Origin of the sequence: Immundisolibacter sp. (assembly GCF_041601295.1) — a bacterium.
GTDB lineage: Bacteria > Pseudomonadota > Gammaproteobacteria > Immundisolibacterales > Immundisolibacteraceae > Immundisolibacter.
The window spans coordinates 1-14,710 of record NZ_JBFIII010000079.1; the positions used below are offsets into that span (position 1 = coordinate 1).

The following is a 14,710-nucleotide window of genomic DNA, read 5'->3' on the forward strand; positions in this document are numbered from 1 at the left end:
CACCAGATTTTGCGCGTCGGCGTGGAACTCGATTTCGAGACGGTCGGGGTTATGGTCGCTGGGCGTGTCGATCACCACATGCCGGCTGGTGACCAGGAATACGCGCCCGTCGCGCTCGAAGAAAAACCCGCTGGCCCCGGTAAGGGGTCGATCGCCGTCGAAGGTGGAAACCCGGACGGTGGTCAGCAGCAGGGGCTCGATCATAGGCGTCCCGGAATCCGTGGGCCCCGATACGGAAAAGCCCGCAAGCCCGGCGCTGGCGCGAGCTTGCGGGCTTTGATTTCTGGTAGGCGCGATTGGACTCGAACCAACGACCCCCACCATGTCAAGGTGGTGCTCTAACCAACTGAGCTACGCGCCTGAAAACGGCCCGAACAGTAGCACAGCGCCGCCGTGAGCAGCAATGCGGCAGCCGTTCACGGCAGGGCAATATCCACAGCCCCACCGCGCAGCGCAGTCTCCCGAATGGTGTGAATGCGATCCCGTACTTGCGCCGCCTGTTCGAATTCCAGGTTCTCGGCGTGGCGGTACATATCCTGCTCCAGGCGGGCGATGAGCTGGCCGAGCTGTTTTGATGACAGGGCCTGGTATTCGGCCGCTGGCTCGGCCACTTTGGCCTGCGTGCGGCGTGCGTTGCTGCCGGCCTCGCTGCGGCCGATGTCGAGCAGTTCCGCGACCGCCTTTTGTACGCCGCGCGGGGTGATGCCGTGCTCCAGGTTGAAAGCCCTCTGCTTGTTGCGTCGGCGGTCGGTCTCGGCCAGGGCGCGCTGCATGGAGCCGGTGATGCGGTCGGCGTACAGGATGGCGCGGCCGTTCAGGTGGCGCGCGGCGCGACCGATGGTCTGGATCAGCGACTGTTCGGAGCGCAGGAAGCCTTCCTTGTCGGCGTCGAGAATGGCCACCAGGGCCACTTCCGGCATGTCCAGGCCCTCGCGCAGCAGGTTGATGCCGACCAGCGCGTCGAAGGCGCCCAGGCGCAGGTCGCGGATGATCTCGGAGCGCTCCACGGTCTCGACGTCGGCGTGCAGGTAGCGCACGCGCACATCGTGCTCGGCCAGGTAATCGGTCAAGTCCTCGGCCATGCGCTTGGTCAGCGTGGTCACCAGCACGCGCTGGTCGGCGGCGGCGCAGCGGGTGATCTCGGACAGCAGGTCGTCCACCTGGCTGGCGACAGGACGGATTTCGACTTCCGGGTCCACCAGGCCGGTCGGGCGCACCACCTGTTCGACGATGGTGGAGGTGCGGCCCAGTTCGTACGGACCGGGCGTGGCTGACACAAAGATGGCCTGCGGCGCCAGGCGTTCCCATTCCTCGAATTTCAGTGGCCGGTTGTCGAGCGCCGACGGCAGGCGAAAGCCGTAGTCGACCAGCACTTCCTTGCGCGAGCGGTCGCCGCGGTACATGGCGCGCAGCTGCGGCGTCATGACGTGCGCTTCGTCCACCACCAGCAGGGCGTCGGGCGGCAGGTAGTCGAACAGGGTCGGCGGCGCCTCGCCGGGACCGCGGCCGGACAGGTAGCGCGAGTAGTTCTCGATGCCGGAGCAGTAGCCGAGTTCCTGCATCATTTCCATGTCGAAGCGGGTGCGCTCTTCAAGGCGCTGGGTTTCGACCAGCTTGCCGGCGGCGCGCAGGGCCTGCAGCCGTTCGCCCAGCTCGACCCGGATCTGATCCACCGCGGCGCGAATGGTCTCCTTGGGCGTGACGTAGTGAGTCTTGGGGTAGATGGTCAGGCGTGGCACGCGGCGCTGGATGGCGCCGGTCAGCGGGTCGAAATACGCCAGGGACTCGATCTCGTCGTCGAACAGCTCGATGCGCACGGCGTCGGTCTCGGAGTCCGCCGGATACACGTCGACGATTTCGCCGCGCACGCGGTAGGTGCCGCGCTTGAGTTCCAGGTCGTTGCGCGTGTATTGCAGCTCGGCCAGGCGGCGCAGGATGGCGCGCTGGTCGATACGCTCACCGCGCGACAGGTGCAGCACCATGCTCAGGTACATGCGTGGGTCGCCCAGGCCGTAGATGGCTGATACCGACGCCACCACGATCACATCGCGACGCTCCAGCACCGCCTTGGTGGCGGACAGACGCAGCTGCTCGATCTGCGCATTGATGGAGGCGTCTTTTTCGATATAGGTGTTGGACGCCGGCACGTAGGCTTCCGGCTGGTAATAGTCGTAATAGGAGACGAAGTACTCGACCGCGTTGTGCGGAAAAAAATCCCGGAATTCGGCGTACAGCTGCGCCGCCAGGGTCTTGTTGTGCGCCAGCACCAGCGTCGGCCGCTGCACCGCCTGGATGACATTGGCGATGGTGAAGGTCTTGCCCGAGCCGGTGACGCCGAGCAGCACCTGCGCGTCCTCGCCGGCCTGCACGCCTTCGACCAGGCGTGCGATGGCCTGCGGCTGGTCGCCGGCTGGTTCGAAAGGGCTGACAAGCTGGAACGGTTCGGTCATGGGGTACGCTGGCGACAGGCAAACCCGTATATTAGCCGCCCTTTTTTTGTCACCTGCCCAGATCGGGGTCTGTACCGTGGAACTGAAGCTCGCCGCCCGCGTCGCGGCCATCAAGCCGTCCGCCACCATGGCGGTCACCGCCAAGGCCAAGGAGTTGCAGGCCGCCGGGCGCAAGGTCATTGGCCTGGGCGCCGGCGAGCCGGATTTCGACACGCCGCAGCACGTCAAGGACGCCGCCAAGGCCGCCATCGACAGCGGCTTTACCAAGTACACGGCGGTCGAGGGCACGCCCGAGCTGCGCCGTGCCATCGTCGACAAGTTCGCGCGCGAGAACGGCCTCACCTACCAGCCGGCGCAGGTACTGGTGTCGTCCGGCGGCAAGCAGAGTTTCTACAACCTGGCGCAGGTGCTGCTGGAGGAGGGCGACGAGGTCATCATCCCGGCGCCGTACTGGGTCTCGTACCCGGACATCGTGCTGCTGGCCGGCGCCACGCCGGTGGTGCTTGAAACCGGCCTCGACAGCCAGTTCAAGATCAGCCCGACGCAGCTGGAGGCCGCCATCACGCCACGCACCAAGCTGCTGGTGCTCAACAGCCCGTCGAACCCGACCGGCAGCGTGTATTCGGAGGCCGAACTGGCCGCCCTGGGCCAGGTACTGCTGCGCCATCCGCAGGTGTGGATTGCCAGCGACGATATGTACGAGCACGTGCGCTGGGACAGCGCGCCGTTTCGCAACATCGTCAACGCCTGCCCGGCGCTGTACGAGCGCACCATGGTGCTCAACGGCGTCTCCAAGGCCTATTCCATGACCGGCTGGCGCATCGGCTACGCCGCCGGTGACGCGCGCGTCATCGGCGAGATGGCCAAGATCCAGTCGCAGAGCACGTCCAACGCCTGCTCCATTTCGCAGGTGGCGGCGCAGGCCGCCCTGGAGGGCGACCAGGGCTTCATCCAGCAGATGAACACCGCCTTCAAGCAGCGCCACGACTACGTGGTGGCGGCGCTGAACGACATCAAGGGTATCCGCTGCGCGCCGGCCGACGGGGCGTTTTACTGTTTCTTCAGCGTGGCCGATGCCATCGCCGCCACGCCGGGCGTCGGCGACGACGTCCAGTTCGCTGCCTGGCTGATGGAAAAGGCCGAGGTGGCCCTGGTGCCGGGCAGCGCGTTTGGCGCACCGGGTTACCTGCGGCTGTCGTTCGCCACCAGCCTGGACAACCTCAAGGAAGCCATGCGCCGGCTCAAGGCGGCGCTGGGCTGAGCGCCCGCCCGTGCCTTGACCGGCCGGCGGGCCGGCACCTAGACTACGCGGCCTCCTTTTCCCCGGTAGCTCAGCTGGTAGAGCAAGTGACTGTTAATCACTGGGTCGGCGGTTCGAGCCCGTCCCGGGGAGCCAATTCTGAAGTCTGCCCTCGCGGCACGTTCCTGTAGCGCATGATCAACACCCTGCCCAAGGCCTTGATCGCCACCGTCGCCGCCATTGTTGCGGTGGGCATGGTGTTCGCGCTGATCGTCTGAAACGGGGCCGCGGCGAAAGCGCCGCCGGCCGTTTTCCCGTCTTTCAATACTCAATACCCGCGGCTGGGCGGCATGATCGCAGCCCGTCTTTGGTGCGCCCGGCATTGAGTGGTCCCCGTTCCAGTGCGCGGCTGCTGCCGGTACCGTCGCCTCCAGGCGCATCAGCTACGTAAACACGCCGTTTCTCACTCTTGGCACGCTACCTGCTGTAGTTAAACTCGGCGGGGGCCGGGCACCTTCCCCTCCTCCCTCCCGATGGTGATTGGCACCCCACCATTCCGGCCCCCGCCGCTTTTTTTTTCGGTTCTGCCTGCTTCCTCATCCCCAGCGCTCGTCGCGTCCGCCCTGGAGGGGCGGCGCACGCGCCGGTTATTGGGACATCCTGGAATCGGCCTTGCCCTGATCGGCTGCAGGCATTACAACTCCGGGACCATTAACCGGAGGGGAAGCGTGAAAACCACCGTCGCCCGTTTCAGCGTCGCCCATCACCAGCTCATCGACGAACGCGGCCAGGCGCTTGGTCGGCTGCCGCGTATCAGCGCTGCCGCACTGCGCCGCCTGTACGGCTGGATGGTGCTGACGCGCCGCTTCGACGAGCGCGCGGTGCGTCTGCAACGCACCGGCCAGCTCGGGACTTACGCCTCCAGCCTGGGTCACGAAGCGCTGCACGTCGGACTGGCGGACGCCATGCGCGCCGACGACGTGCTGCTGCCAACTTACCGCGAGGCCGGTGCCCTGATGGTGCGTGGCGTGGCCATGCAAGAACTGCTGCGCTATTGGGGTGGCGACGAGCGTGGCAGCGACTTTGCCGGCCCGCGGCGGGACTTTCCGTATTGCGTGCCCATCGCGACCCAGTGCACGCACGCTGCCGGTGTCGCCAGCGCCATGCGCCTGCGCGGCGAAAAGCGCGTGGCGGTGTGTTGCCTGGGTGACGGCGCCAGCTCGAAAGGCGATTTTTACGAGGCGCTGAACCTGGCCGGCGTGTGGCGATTGCCGCTGGTGTTCGTGATCAGCAACAACCAGTGGGCAATCTCGGTGCCACTGTCCAAACAGACGGCCTGCGCCACGCTGGCGCAAAAGGCCGTCGCCGGCGGTGTACCCGGCGAACAGGTGGATGGCAACGACGCGCTGGCGGTGCGTCAGGTGATGGGGCGGGCGCTGGCCCGGGCGCGGCGCGGCGATGGGCCGACTCTGGTCGAGGGCCTGACCTACCGCCTGGGTGATCACACCACCTCCGATGACGCCCGCCGCTACCGTCCGGAGGCCGAAGTCAGCGCCGCCTGGAAGCGCGACCCGCTGCCCCGGCAGCGACAGTTCATGGCCGGGCAGGGACTGTGGAGCGCGGCCGACGAGGAGCGGCTGATCAGCGACTGCGATGCCCAGGTCGAGCGCGCGGTCGCGGCCTATCTGGCCACCCCAGCGCAGGATCCGACCGATATGTTCGACTATCTCCACGCGCAGTTGCCGACCAGTCTTGCCGGGCAGCGCGCCGACGTGGCCGGAGCCGCCCATGGCTGAGCAACGCACCCTGGTCGAGGCCGTCAATCTGGCGCTCGCCCGCGCCCTGGCGGATGACCCCACGGTCGTGGTCCTGGGCGAGGACGTGGGTGTCAACGGTGGCGTGTTTCGCGCCACCGTTGGTCTGCAGCAGCGCTTTGGCGAGCGGGTCATGGACACGCCGCTGGCGGAAAACCTGATCGCCGGGGTAGCTGTTGGCATGGCCGCCGAGGGCCTGCGCCCGGTGGCGGAAATCCAGTTCTCGGGTTTTATCTACCCGGCCATCGACCAGCTGGTGAGCCATGCCAGCCGGCTGCGCAATCGCACCCGTGGGCGCCTTACCTGCCCCATGGTGCTGCGCGCGCCGTGCGGTGGTGGCATCCACGCGCCGGAACACCACTCCGAGAGCAACGAGGCGATGCTGGCTCACGTTCCCGGGCTGCGGGTGGTGATTCCGTCATCGCCAGCACGCGCCTACGGCCTGCTGCTGGCCGCCATCCGCGACCCCGACCCGGTGGTGTTCCTGGAGCCGGCACGCATCTACCGCTCCATGAAAGAGGAGGTCGTCGATCACGGCGAGGCGCTGCCGCTGGATGTGTGCTTCGTGCTGCGCGAGGGCAGCGACCTGACCCTGGTCAGCTGGGGCGCCAGCGTGCATGACTGCCTCAGTGCGGCCGACAGCCTGGCCGAGGGTGGCGTCAGCGCCGAGGTGATCGACGTCGCCACGCTGCAACAACTCGACACCGACACCCTGCTGGCGTCGGTGGCCAAGACCGGACGCTGCGTGATCGTCCACGAAGCGCCCTTCAGCGGTGGCTTCGGCGCGGAAATCGCCGCCCTGCTCGCCGGCCCTGGCCTGTTCTCGTTGCTGGCGCCGGTCGAGCGCGTCACCGGCTACGACACGGTGATGCCGCTGGCGCGTCTGGAGCACAGCTACCTGCCAGGACCGGAGCGGATTCTGGCGGCCGCCCGCCGCGTACTGGAGCACTGATTCGATGAATGAACCTGCAAAGGTGTTTGCGCTGCCCGATCTTGGCGAGGGTCTGGCCGAGGCGGAACTGCTGTCCTGGCACGTCGGCCCCGGCGATCACGTGGTCGAGGGCCAGCCGCTGGTCTCGGTCGAGACCGATAAAGCGGTGGTCGAAGTGCCCTCACCACGCACCGGCGAGATCGAGCGCCTGTGCGCCGAGGTCGGTGCGCGGGTCGAGGTCGGCGCCCCGCTGGTGGAATTTGTCGGCGGGGCCAGCGCCGACGCCGGTACCGTGGTCGGCAACGTCGCGGCCGGCAGCGCGGTGCTCGACGAAACCCCGCAAAGCGTCGGCCGGCCGGCGGTGGGCATTCGCGCCACGCCGGCAGTGCGCGCGCTCGCCAAGCGCCTGGGTGTGGATCTGGGCTCGGTCACGCCGGGCGGCCCCAACAACACCATCATCAAGACCGATGTTGAGCGCGTGGCGCGCATCTATGCCGAAACCGGGCCGCTGGAACCGCTCACCGGCACGCGCCGGGCGATGGCGGTCAACATGGCCAAAACGCAGGCCGAAGTGGCTACCGCGGCACTGTTCGAGGACGCCGACATCCACGCCTGGGCGTCCGGCAGCGACCCCATGACACGCCTGCTGCGGGCGCTGGTCGCCGGCTGCCAGGCCGAGCCGGCGCTGAACGCCTGGTTCGATAGCGAGGACATGGGCCGGCGGCTGCTGAAGAAAATCGACGTCGGCATCGCTGTCGACAGCCCGGAGGGCCTGTTTGTGCCGGTGCTGCGCGATGCCGCCAGCAAGTCAGCCAAGCAACTGCGCACGGCCCTTGATGCCTTGATGGCCGCCGTAGGCACGCGCAGCCTGAAACCCGAGCAAATGCGCGGCGCCAGCATCATGCTGAGCAACTTTGGCCCGCTCGGCGGCCGCTACGCGGTGCCGCTGCTGGTACCGCCGGTGGTGGCCATCCTCGGCGCCGGCCGCGCGCGCGATCAGGTCCTGGCGGTGGACGGCCAGCCCGCCGTGCGGCGCGTATTGCCCCTATCGCTGAGCTTCGACCACCGGGTTGTCACCGGCGGCGAGGCGGCGCGTTTTTTGATGGCCGTGAAGGGCGACCTGGAGCAGGCCGCGTAAACGGCGCTGTGCAGGAACCCGGACCAGGCCTCGGCGCGCGTGAGCGAATCGCGCGCCTGTTACCGCGAAATCGCCAACGGATGGGCGGGCGCGTCTGTGCTGGCGCACCCGCCCCATCGCAGGTCCCGGTCAGAGCACCTTCAGGATAACCAGGACCGCCATGATCAGTCCCGGGAAGTAGGTCAATACCGAGCCCGCTATGCGCAGTGGGTGACGGTCGCCCAGCGAGGTGCAGGTCAACATGCCAATGGCGTGTAGATAGCGGCCCAGCGTGGCGAGTACGACCAGCCACATCGTGGCCTGGCCCGGCAGCATGCGGTCGAGCGCGATGGTGAGCACCATCAGCGTCGGCACGTACTCGATAGCGTTGCCGTGGGCTCGCACGGCCTTATGCAGGGGGTGGGTGGGGTCGTCCGAGTAGCTGTAATTGGCCCCGGCGCGGCCGCGGTTGATGGATACCCAGAAGCCGAGTGCGAACGGGAGTAATCCGAGCAGGCCGAAACACAGCCATGTGATTTGTGCGGTCATGTGATCCCCTCTGGTGTTAGCTCTATCAGGCACCAATGCCGGCCGTGGCCGGCGTGGCGGATGATATGTCGAGCTTGCATCCCACCCAAGGCGCGGGTGTTTTGGGGTAGCGCCAGCGTCGCGGCCCGGCTAATGGGCCGGGCTCCCAGGGTGGTGCCGGCGCTGGCCAGCAGCCGGGTCTGGCGTGCTTACAGCGTCCGGCGCAGACGCTCGTAGCCGCGGGCGATTTCCTCGCCGGCGAGCTTGGCCGCCGCCAGAACTTCGCGCGCGGTATCAACGCCCACGGCTCCTGCCTGGCCGGCTTTGGCGCGCAGGTGTTCGAGTTGTTGCTCCATCTTCAACCAGTCTTCTTCGGCCTCCAGTCTGGCGAGGTGTGCCTGGACGATCAGTTCGTCGCGCTGTGTGGCCAGGGTGTCGAGCAAATTTTTCAGTTCTTCACGCGCGTGCATGGCGGACTCCGTGGTGGATGTCGCCAGCGGCATTGGCCGCGGGCGCAGCGCCAATTACGCGGTATGCCGCCCGGGTGTGCCTTGATTCCCCTCACGCGCCAATGAACCGGGCGGGTGCCGGATGCCGATAGTCTGGTGCAGTGGCGCCGCGGTCCACGCGCCGACGGCCAGCGCAAATACGGCGCTCAGGTGCAGGGCCGTCCAACGCCAGAACAAGGCGGCTTCGCTCAGCCGCTGATCCCGATCCGGCCCGAGCAGAAACTGCCACCCTGAAAACACGCGGTCGTATTTCTGGACTCTGGGTTCCAGGCCATGAGTCAGCAACCACCAACCCAGCGGGACACTGGCCGCTACCAGCAACCAGGCCACTGGTGCCAATGCCCAGTGCCGCCAGCGATGTGCGAGCAGTGCCGCACTCGCGCACAGCAGAGCCAACAGGCAGTACAAATAGCCCCCGCCACCCAGGCCCCACCTTCCATCGCGGGCGATCAGTTCGTTCAGGTTGTCGGTGGACGAGCCGTCGAAGGCAATCGCCTTACACAGCCACAGCCACGGCAGGGCAGCGGTGAACGCGTACAGCGCGTCTCGCCCACGCAGGCCCCGGGAGAACGCCACCGCAAACGCCAGAACAAACCATAGTGGCCCAACCAAAGCAACATAGCGCACCGGACGCTCCAGCGCCTGTACGGCCGTAGGGCCTATAAGATGGAATAGCTCTCGAAAAAATGGCCCCCAGATGTCGCGCTGGGTGACAAAGTGATACAGGTTGTTAGAGCCGGAGATATCGAGAATGCTCTCGGTGGTCACGCTCGCATAGAGCAGGCCCAGGCTGACCAAGGCTGAAAGCAGCACCGAAGTCGGGAAAAACCGCCACGGTCGACGTCCAGCCGCGAGCGCATGGCCGATCCAGGCCGACGATGCACCGATCCAAAGTACGGCCAGGCTGAACACGAACAATGACGGTAGCGCGCCATTGAATCGAAACAACTCAAGCACGTTGTACGGCAGGCCTGGCAGGCGCAGCAGGTCGGCGAGTGCCAAAGTCAGGATCACCGCCAGCAGAAGCGCGCGCCATGCGCAGGCCCATGGACCTGTCCGTTGTGGGCGGGTGGGCGCCGCTGTCTGTGAGGGTGGCGCTGCGTGAGCCGGGGGTCTGGCAAGCGCCACGGTGCTTGCGGTTGGCAGCAAGACCCAGGCCCAGCCGCACAGCAAGGCCCACAGCGGTTCTGTGATATCCGCCCGCTGGCCGGGCAGGACCACCTGCAGCAGTTCCAGCAGCATCAACCATACGGCCAGGCCGACACTGGCCGGCAGCAGTCGTGCGCCCTCACGGCGCAGCAGCCACAGCAGGCCGCCGTACAGAAACAGCCGCCCGGCTAGCGCTTGTGCGTTCAGCAGCATGTCGCCGCGCAGCAGTCCGGCAAATGGCACCCAATCCGCGGCCAGGTGCGGCGCATAGGGATCGAGTGGCAGCAGCGCCAGTGCCGCCATGCCGGCTGGCAGCAGCAAGATCAGGGTCAAGCGGCGTGGGGCGGGCGCCAGTAACTGACTGGCCAGCGACACGCCAGCCCCTGCCAGTACCCCGACGGCTACGCTGATGCCTACGGTTTGGCCGATCACCAAGGCTTTGCCGGCCAGCAGTACGCCGCACAGTGGTAGCAAGGCCAGCAGCCCGGCCGGACCGAACGCCACCGCTAGTGCTTCGCCGGCCACCAGCGTGCGTAGCCCGGCGCCGGTTGCGTCCAGTATGGATAACCCGGAAAAGCCATTCAGCAGTGGGCGCAGGTTGTCCTTCACATGTTGCCAGTCCAGCGATGGAACCCAGGGCAGCAGCTCGCTGCCCAGCCAGGCGGCGACCACCAGAAAGGCCGCCAGGCGTTCGTGGGACACACGCAGCGGTCCACGACCGGCCGACCATGCGCTCGCTACCTGAGCCACAACCAGGCCAGCCAGTATGCCGACCCCGTTCCAACCGGCGTCGTAAAGCGCCGCTGTGCGCCGCATTGTCCACAACTGTGCCACCTGTAACGCCAGCGCCAGCAGCAGGCCGGTGACCAGCACCGCCAGCAGCGCAGCCGGGCGCGGCCAGCGCAGTGCCAGCAAGCCGCAAAAGCCGTAGGGGATGAACAGGGCCAGATTGCCGATGATGTCGCTGCGCGAGATATGCCGCGGCACCACCAACAATGTCTGCCAGGGTAGTGGCTCTGGTCGCCACTGGAACGGATAAAGCGAGCCGTACACCACAAGGCTGGTCATTAGCAGCCACAGCAGCAGCCAGCGGCGTTCAGATCCTGTGTTTTGCATGCCAGGTTTCCAGGCGGCGGCCAATGGCCGTAGTAACGGCATTGGCGGCGATAATACCGGCGCCCTGTGTTATTGCCGGTGCTGCCATGCGCTGTCTTGTCATCCGCCATGCTCCCGCCGAGCCCGGACAGCCGGACGCCGAGCGTCCGCTGAGCCCCGCTGGTGCGGTTCTACTACGCCAGGTGCGCGGCCCATTGCAGGCGCTGGCGCCGGACGTCGGCCTGATCGCACACAGCCCGCTGCGGCGGGCGCGCCAGACGGCGGCTTTGCTGGCCGAGGCGTTCGTGGCACCGACGCAGGAAACGGCCGCCCTGGCGCCGGGCGCGCTGGATGGGCTGTTGCCCTGGGTGTGTGGCCAGTCGATGCCGGCGCTGGCCGTGGTCGGCCACGAGAACGACCTCAGCCACTGGGTATGTCACATGCTGACCGGCGATGCCGGGCGCTTTTTCCAGTTCGAATGCGCCGCCGCCTGTCTGATCGAATTTCGCGCCACGCCGCGCGCGGGAACCGCGAACCTGCTGTGGCTGCTTCCCCCGGAACACCTGACGCGCATGGCTCGGCGTTGACCAAGGACAGGACCGACCGTCACCTGCGCCGCGCAATTATCGCTGCGGCCCTGGTGCTGAACGTTGCGGTGGCCCACGCGGATGAGGTGATTGCGGCCGTGGCGGCCAACTTCGCCGGCGCCATCGCGCGCATCGAGCCTGCCTTCGAGCGGGCCAGCGGGCATCAGCTCACCGTGGTACTCGGCTCGTCGGGCAAGCTCGCGGCGCAAATTCAGCAAGGCGCGCCCTTCGACGTACTGCTCTCGGCCGATGTGGAGCGGCCTGACGTGCTGGAGAAAAGTGGGCTGGGCGTGGCCGAGTCGCGCTTTACCTACGCCATCGGCCGGCTGGCGTTGTGGAGCCCGGACCCGCAGGTCATCGGTGTCGACGGCCAGGCTTACCTGCGTGCGGGCGGCTTTCGGCACCTGGTGATCGCCAACCCGGCAGTGGCGCCGTATGGCGTGGCGGCGCAGCAGACGCTTGAAAACCTCGGCCTGTGGCCGACCCTTCAGGACAAGCTGGTGCGCGGTGAGGACATCGGGCAGGTCTATTCGATGGTCGCCAGTGGCGCGGCCGAGGCGGGCCTGGTGGCCCTGTCCACGGTCCCGGTCGGGTCCCGCCCCGGCAGTTACTGGAAGGTTCCCCAGGACCTGTACGCACCGCTTGAACAGGACGCCATTCTGGTCACGCGGGCGCGCGACAATCCGGCGGCACGCGCCCTGCTCGATTACCTCAAAAGCCCCGCGGCGCGGTCCGTGATCGCCGAGCTCGGCTACGACCTGCCATGACCGGACTCGACCTGGGACCGGTCTGGCTCAGCCTGCGCCTGGCCGGGGTTACCGTGGCGCTGCTGCTGCTGGCCGGCACACCGCTGGCCTGGTGGCTGGCCCACACCCGGGCGCGCGTCAAACCGCTCATCGAGGCACTGACGGCGCTGCCGCTGGTGCTGCCGCCGACCGTGATCGGCTTTTACCTGCTGGTGATGTTGGCGCCGGAAACGCCGCTTGGCGGGACCTGGCTGCGCCTGACCGGCGAGACGCTGACGTTTTCCTTCAGCGGGCTGGTGCTTGCCTCGATGCTGTATTCCATGCCGTTTGTGGTGCAGCCCCTGCAGAGCGCCTTCGAGGCGGTCGGCCGGTCCCCGCTGGAGGCGGCGGCGGTGCTCGGCGCGCGGCCGCTGGATGCGTTCTTTAGCGTGGCCAGCCCGCTGGCATTTCGCGGCTATCTGACGGCGACGGTGCTGGGCTTTTCGCACACGCTGGGCGAGTTCGGGGTGGTGCTGATGGTGGGCGGCAACATCCCCGGCCGCACGCGGGTGATCTCGATTGCCATCTACGAACAGGTGGAAACCCTGAACTACGCGCAGGCGCACCTGCTTTCCGGTGGGCTGCTGGTGTTCTCGTTCGCGGTGCTGGTGCTGGTGTACACGCTGAACCGCCGCTATCCGGTGCACATCGGGTGAGCGTGCTCGCGTTCGATCTGGCGCTGGATCGCGACGCGTTTGCGCTGCGGGTCAGCGAGACCCTGCCGCTGGCCGGCATCACCGCGGTCATGGGCGCCTCCGGCAGCGGCAAAAGCACCCTGCTTCGCGCCCTGGCCGGCCTGGAAGCGACGGCGCGCGGCCAGGTGGCGCTGGACGGCGCCGTGCTGCACGACGACGCGGCCCGCCTGCGCGTGCCGGCGCACCGGCGCGGCATCGGCTACGTGTTCCAGGACGCCCGCCTGTTCGGACACCTGTCCGTGCTCGGCAACCTGCGTTACGCCCATGCGCGGGCGCGGCACGGATCGGGCGCGCCCGGGTTCCAGCCGGTCATCGCCGCGCTGGATCTGGATGCCCTGCTCGGCCGGCGCACCGCGGATCTGTCCGGCGGCGAACGCCAGCGCGTGGCCATTGCGCGCGCCTTGTTGTGCAATCCGCGCCTGCTGCTGCTGGATGAACCCCTGGCCGCGCTCGACCTCAAGCGCAAGGCGCAGCTGCTGCCCTACATCCAGCAGCTGCCGGAGCGTTTCGGCATCCCGTTGATTTACGTGTCGCATGCGGTCGAGGAGGTCGCCCAGCTCGCCAACGAGGTACTGGTGCTGGCGGCCGGCCGGGTGGTGACTCGTGGCGAAGTCCATGCCGTGCTGGAGCGCCCGGAGGCGGAAGCCGTATCCGGCCACTTCGAGGCCGGCGTGCTGCTGGACGCGCGTGTGTGCCGGCAGGTGCCGGACTATGCCCTCACCGAACTGGACGTCGCCGGCCAGCGCCTGTCCCTGCCTCACATCGACGCCCTCCCAGGCACGCCGATTCGGCTGCGGGTACGTGCCCGAGACGTCGCCATCGCCCTGCACCGCGTGGACGGGGTGAGCATCCGCAACCAGCTGCAAGCCACCGTGCTGCGCATCGACACCGATTCCGCCAGCGCCTACGCGGAGTTGCTGCTGGAGCTGGGTGACGCGCAGGCGGGGGGACCGCACCTGCGCGCCCGCATCACCCGCGAAGCGGTGGCGACACTCGGGCTGGCCCCGCAGCAGCGCGTCTGGGCCCTGGTCAAGAGCGTGTCCTTCGATCGGCGGGTGCTGGGGGGCGGTCAGGCTGTGGATAAGGCCCCGTCCTCTGCGAGCCTACCCAGGTGACCGCGCGGGCGTCGCGCAGTCCGGCCCGGACGAGGCGAGCATTTATTGCGCGATGAAGGGGCGGGTTTGTTGGGCGATCAGGTGCGTAAAACCTGAGCTGCGCCGGCCCGCGAAGCGGGTTCGGGTTGAGTGACCCGTTAAGCGTCACCGGTATGGAAGGGACTCACACGGAACGCTTGGCCCATCCTGGTGCAAATAGCAGGTACGCGCCGTGACAATGCCGAAGCACATCGTGCGACGAGGACCGTCGGCGGCGGTCTGGTCATAATCAAGGCGTTCCATGCCGAGGCACGCGCAGTCGCGGTACCAGCCAGGCATGCCACCACCGAACGCGCACTCGCGATAAAACAGAAAGGCCCCCGTTAGCAGAGCAAGCGCGGTGGCCGCGACAACAGCAATTCGCCTTGGACTAGGAGTTATCACGGAGCGGGCCGATCCCCCTGCCGCCCAATGACGAAACCAAGCGACAGCGTACCGGTCCGCCTGGCCATCTTGCTAGGGCCTGTTGACATTTAGGTTTAAGCTATTGATCCAACTCGTTGACGGAGTTGGATCCGTAAGCTCCCCTGTCAAGCAGACACTTCAGAAGTAGAACTCCCGGCGACGTGTTGTCGGTACTCGACGGGCGTCATCTCGCCCAGCGAGTCGTGTGGTCGTTGCTCGTTGTATTCGATCATCCACCAGTAGGCGGCCTC

At 67.3% G+C, this 14,710-nt stretch carries 13 protein-coding genes, 2 tRNA genes and 1 pseudogene; 9 read left to right on the plus strand and 7 right to left on the minus strand.

The annotated features are described in order from the left end of the window. The 3 genes and pseudogenes from ABZF37_RS10645 to uvrB all read right to left on the minus strand — a co-directional run. A pseudogene (locus ABZF37_RS10645) lies at positions 1 to 204 on the minus strand (serine protease); the annotation flags it as partial. 80 nt (positions 205 to 284) lie between these two features. Next, positions 285 to 361: transfer RNA gene (locus ABZF37_RS10650), tRNA-Val, on the minus strand. Between the two features lie 55 nt (positions 362 to 416). Then, a complete protein-coding gene (gene uvrB / locus ABZF37_RS10655) occupies positions 417 to 2,450 on the minus strand; it encodes an excinuclease ABC subunit UvrB (RefSeq protein WP_372719700.1) in 2,034 nt (677 codons plus the stop codon). A gap of 127 nt (positions 2,451 to 2,577) precedes the next feature. Here uvrB and ABZF37_RS10660 point away from each other — a divergent pair, with 127 nt between their 5' ends. From ABZF37_RS10660 to ABZF37_RS10680, 5 genes are all read left to right on the plus strand, one after another. After that, positions 2,578 to 3,711, plus strand: a complete 1,134-nt coding sequence (locus ABZF37_RS10660; RefSeq protein ID WP_372719722.1) for a pyridoxal phosphate-dependent aminotransferase — start codon at positions 2,578 to 2,580, stop codon at positions 3,709 to 3,711. Between the two features lie 59 nt (positions 3,712 to 3,770). Beyond that, a tRNA-Asn gene (locus ABZF37_RS10665) sits at positions 3,771 to 3,846 on the plus strand. Positions 3,847 to 4,418: 572 nt separating this feature from the next. Continuing rightward, complete coding sequence (gene pdhA / locus ABZF37_RS10670; RefSeq protein WP_372719702.1) at positions 4,419 to 5,486, plus strand: pyruvate dehydrogenase (acetyl-transferring) E1 component subunit alpha; 1,068 nt, start codon at positions 4,419 to 4,421, stop codon at positions 5,484 to 5,486. Continuing rightward, positions 5,479 to 6,456 (plus strand): alpha-ketoacid dehydrogenase subunit beta, encoded by a 978-nt coding sequence (locus ABZF37_RS10675; protein WP_372719704.1) that lies wholly within the window; start codon positions 5,479 to 5,481, stop codon positions 6,454 to 6,456. The genes pdhA and ABZF37_RS10675 overlap by 8 nt, the downstream gene beginning before the upstream one ends. A 4-nt stretch (positions 6,457 to 6,460) precedes the next feature. Further along, positions 6,461 to 7,573 (plus strand): dihydrolipoamide acetyltransferase family protein, encoded by a 1,113-nt coding sequence (locus tag ABZF37_RS10680; RefSeq protein WP_372719706.1) that lies wholly within the window; start codon positions 6,461 to 6,463, stop codon positions 7,571 to 7,573. A 129-nt stretch (positions 7,574 to 7,702) separates the two neighbouring features. On the opposite strand, the gene ABZF37_RS10685 is transcribed toward ABZF37_RS10680, so the two are convergent. The 3 genes from ABZF37_RS10685 to ABZF37_RS10695 form a co-directional block, all read right to left on the minus strand. Further along, positions 7,703 to 8,101: an MAPEG family protein gene (locus ABZF37_RS10685; protein ID WP_372719708.1), complete on the minus strand. Its 399-nt coding sequence runs from the start codon at positions 8,099 to 8,101 to the stop codon at positions 7,703 to 7,705. 188 nt (positions 8,102 to 8,289) lie between these two features. Continuing rightward, positions 8,290 to 8,550, minus strand: coding sequence for a hypothetical protein (locus ABZF37_RS10690; protein ID WP_372719710.1), 261 nt, complete (start codon positions 8,548 to 8,550; stop codon positions 8,290 to 8,292). Positions 8,551 to 8,604: 54 nt separating this feature from the next. Continuing rightward, the gene (locus ABZF37_RS10695) at positions 8,605 to 10,854 is read right to left on the minus strand and encodes a VanZ family protein (RefSeq protein ID WP_372719712.1); all 2,250 of its coding nucleotides are present in this window, start codon (positions 10,852 to 10,854) and stop codon (positions 8,605 to 8,607) included. Between the two features lie 86 nt (positions 10,855 to 10,940). Here ABZF37_RS10695 and ABZF37_RS10700 point away from each other — a divergent pair, with 86 nt between their 5' ends. From ABZF37_RS10700 to modC, 4 genes are read left to right on the plus strand one after another with little or no spacing between them, the layout of a single operon-like run. Continuing rightward, complete coding sequence (locus ABZF37_RS10700; protein WP_372719714.1) at positions 10,941 to 11,420, plus strand: histidine phosphatase family protein; 480 nt, start codon at positions 10,941 to 10,943, stop codon at positions 11,418 to 11,420. Further along, a complete protein-coding gene (gene modA, locus ABZF37_RS10705; protein WP_372719716.1) occupies positions 11,417 to 12,187 on the plus strand; it encodes a molybdate ABC transporter substrate-binding protein in 771 nt (256 codons plus the stop codon). The genes ABZF37_RS10700 and modA overlap by 4 nt, the downstream gene beginning before the upstream one ends. Continuing rightward, a complete protein-coding gene (modB, locus tag ABZF37_RS10710; protein ID WP_372719718.1) occupies positions 12,184 to 12,861 on the plus strand; it encodes a molybdate ABC transporter permease subunit in 678 nt (225 codons plus the stop codon). The genes modA and modB overlap by 4 nt, the downstream gene beginning before the upstream one ends. Beyond that, positions 12,858 to 14,015, plus strand: coding sequence for a molybdenum ABC transporter ATP-binding protein (gene modC, locus ABZF37_RS10715; protein WP_372719720.1), 1,158 nt, complete (start codon positions 12,858 to 12,860; stop codon positions 14,013 to 14,015). Before modB ends, modC begins: the two co-directional genes overlap by 4 nt. A gap of 569 nt (positions 14,016 to 14,584) precedes the next feature. On the opposite strand, the gene ABZF37_RS10720 is transcribed toward modC, so the two are convergent. Further along, the coding region (locus tag ABZF37_RS10720) for an integrase core domain-containing protein (protein ID WP_372719724.1) at positions 14,585 to 14,710 on the minus strand (126 nt) is incomplete at its 5' end.

Excerpts from the sequence above, each read along its gene's own strand:
- uvrB (WP_372719700.1), bottom strand. The coding sequence starts at position 2,450 with ATGACCGAACCGTTCCAGCTTGTCAGCCCTTTCGAACCAGCCGGCGAC.
- ABZF37_RS10660 (WP_372719722.1), top strand. The coding sequence starts at position 2,578 with ATGGCGGTCACCGCCAAGGCCAAGGAGTTGCAGGCCGCCGGGCGCAAG.
- ABZF37_RS10675 (WP_372719704.1), top strand. The coding sequence starts at position 5,479 with ATGGCTGAGCAACGCACCCTGGTCGAGGCCGTCAATCTGGCGCTCGCC.
- ABZF37_RS10680 (WP_372719706.1), top strand. The coding sequence starts at position 6,461 with ATGAATGAACCTGCAAAGGTGTTTGCGCTGCCCGATCTTGGCGAGGGT.
- ABZF37_RS10685 (WP_372719708.1), bottom strand. The coding sequence starts at position 8,101 with ATGACCGCACAAATCACATGGCTGTGTTTCGGCCTGCTCGGATTACTC.
- ABZF37_RS10690 (WP_372719710.1), bottom strand. The coding sequence starts at position 8,550 with ATGCACGCGCGTGAAGAACTGAAAAATTTGCTCGACACCCTGGCCACA.
- ABZF37_RS10695 (WP_372719712.1), bottom strand. The coding sequence starts at position 10,854 with ATGCAAAACACAGGATCTGAACGCCGCTGGCTGCTGCTGTGGCTGCTA.
- ABZF37_RS10700 (WP_372719714.1), top strand. The coding sequence starts at position 10,941 with ATGCGCTGTCTTGTCATCCGCCATGCTCCCGCCGAGCCCGGACAGCCG.
- modB (WP_372719718.1), top strand. The coding sequence starts at position 12,184 with ATGACCGGACTCGACCTGGGACCGGTCTGGCTCAGCCTGCGCCTGGCC.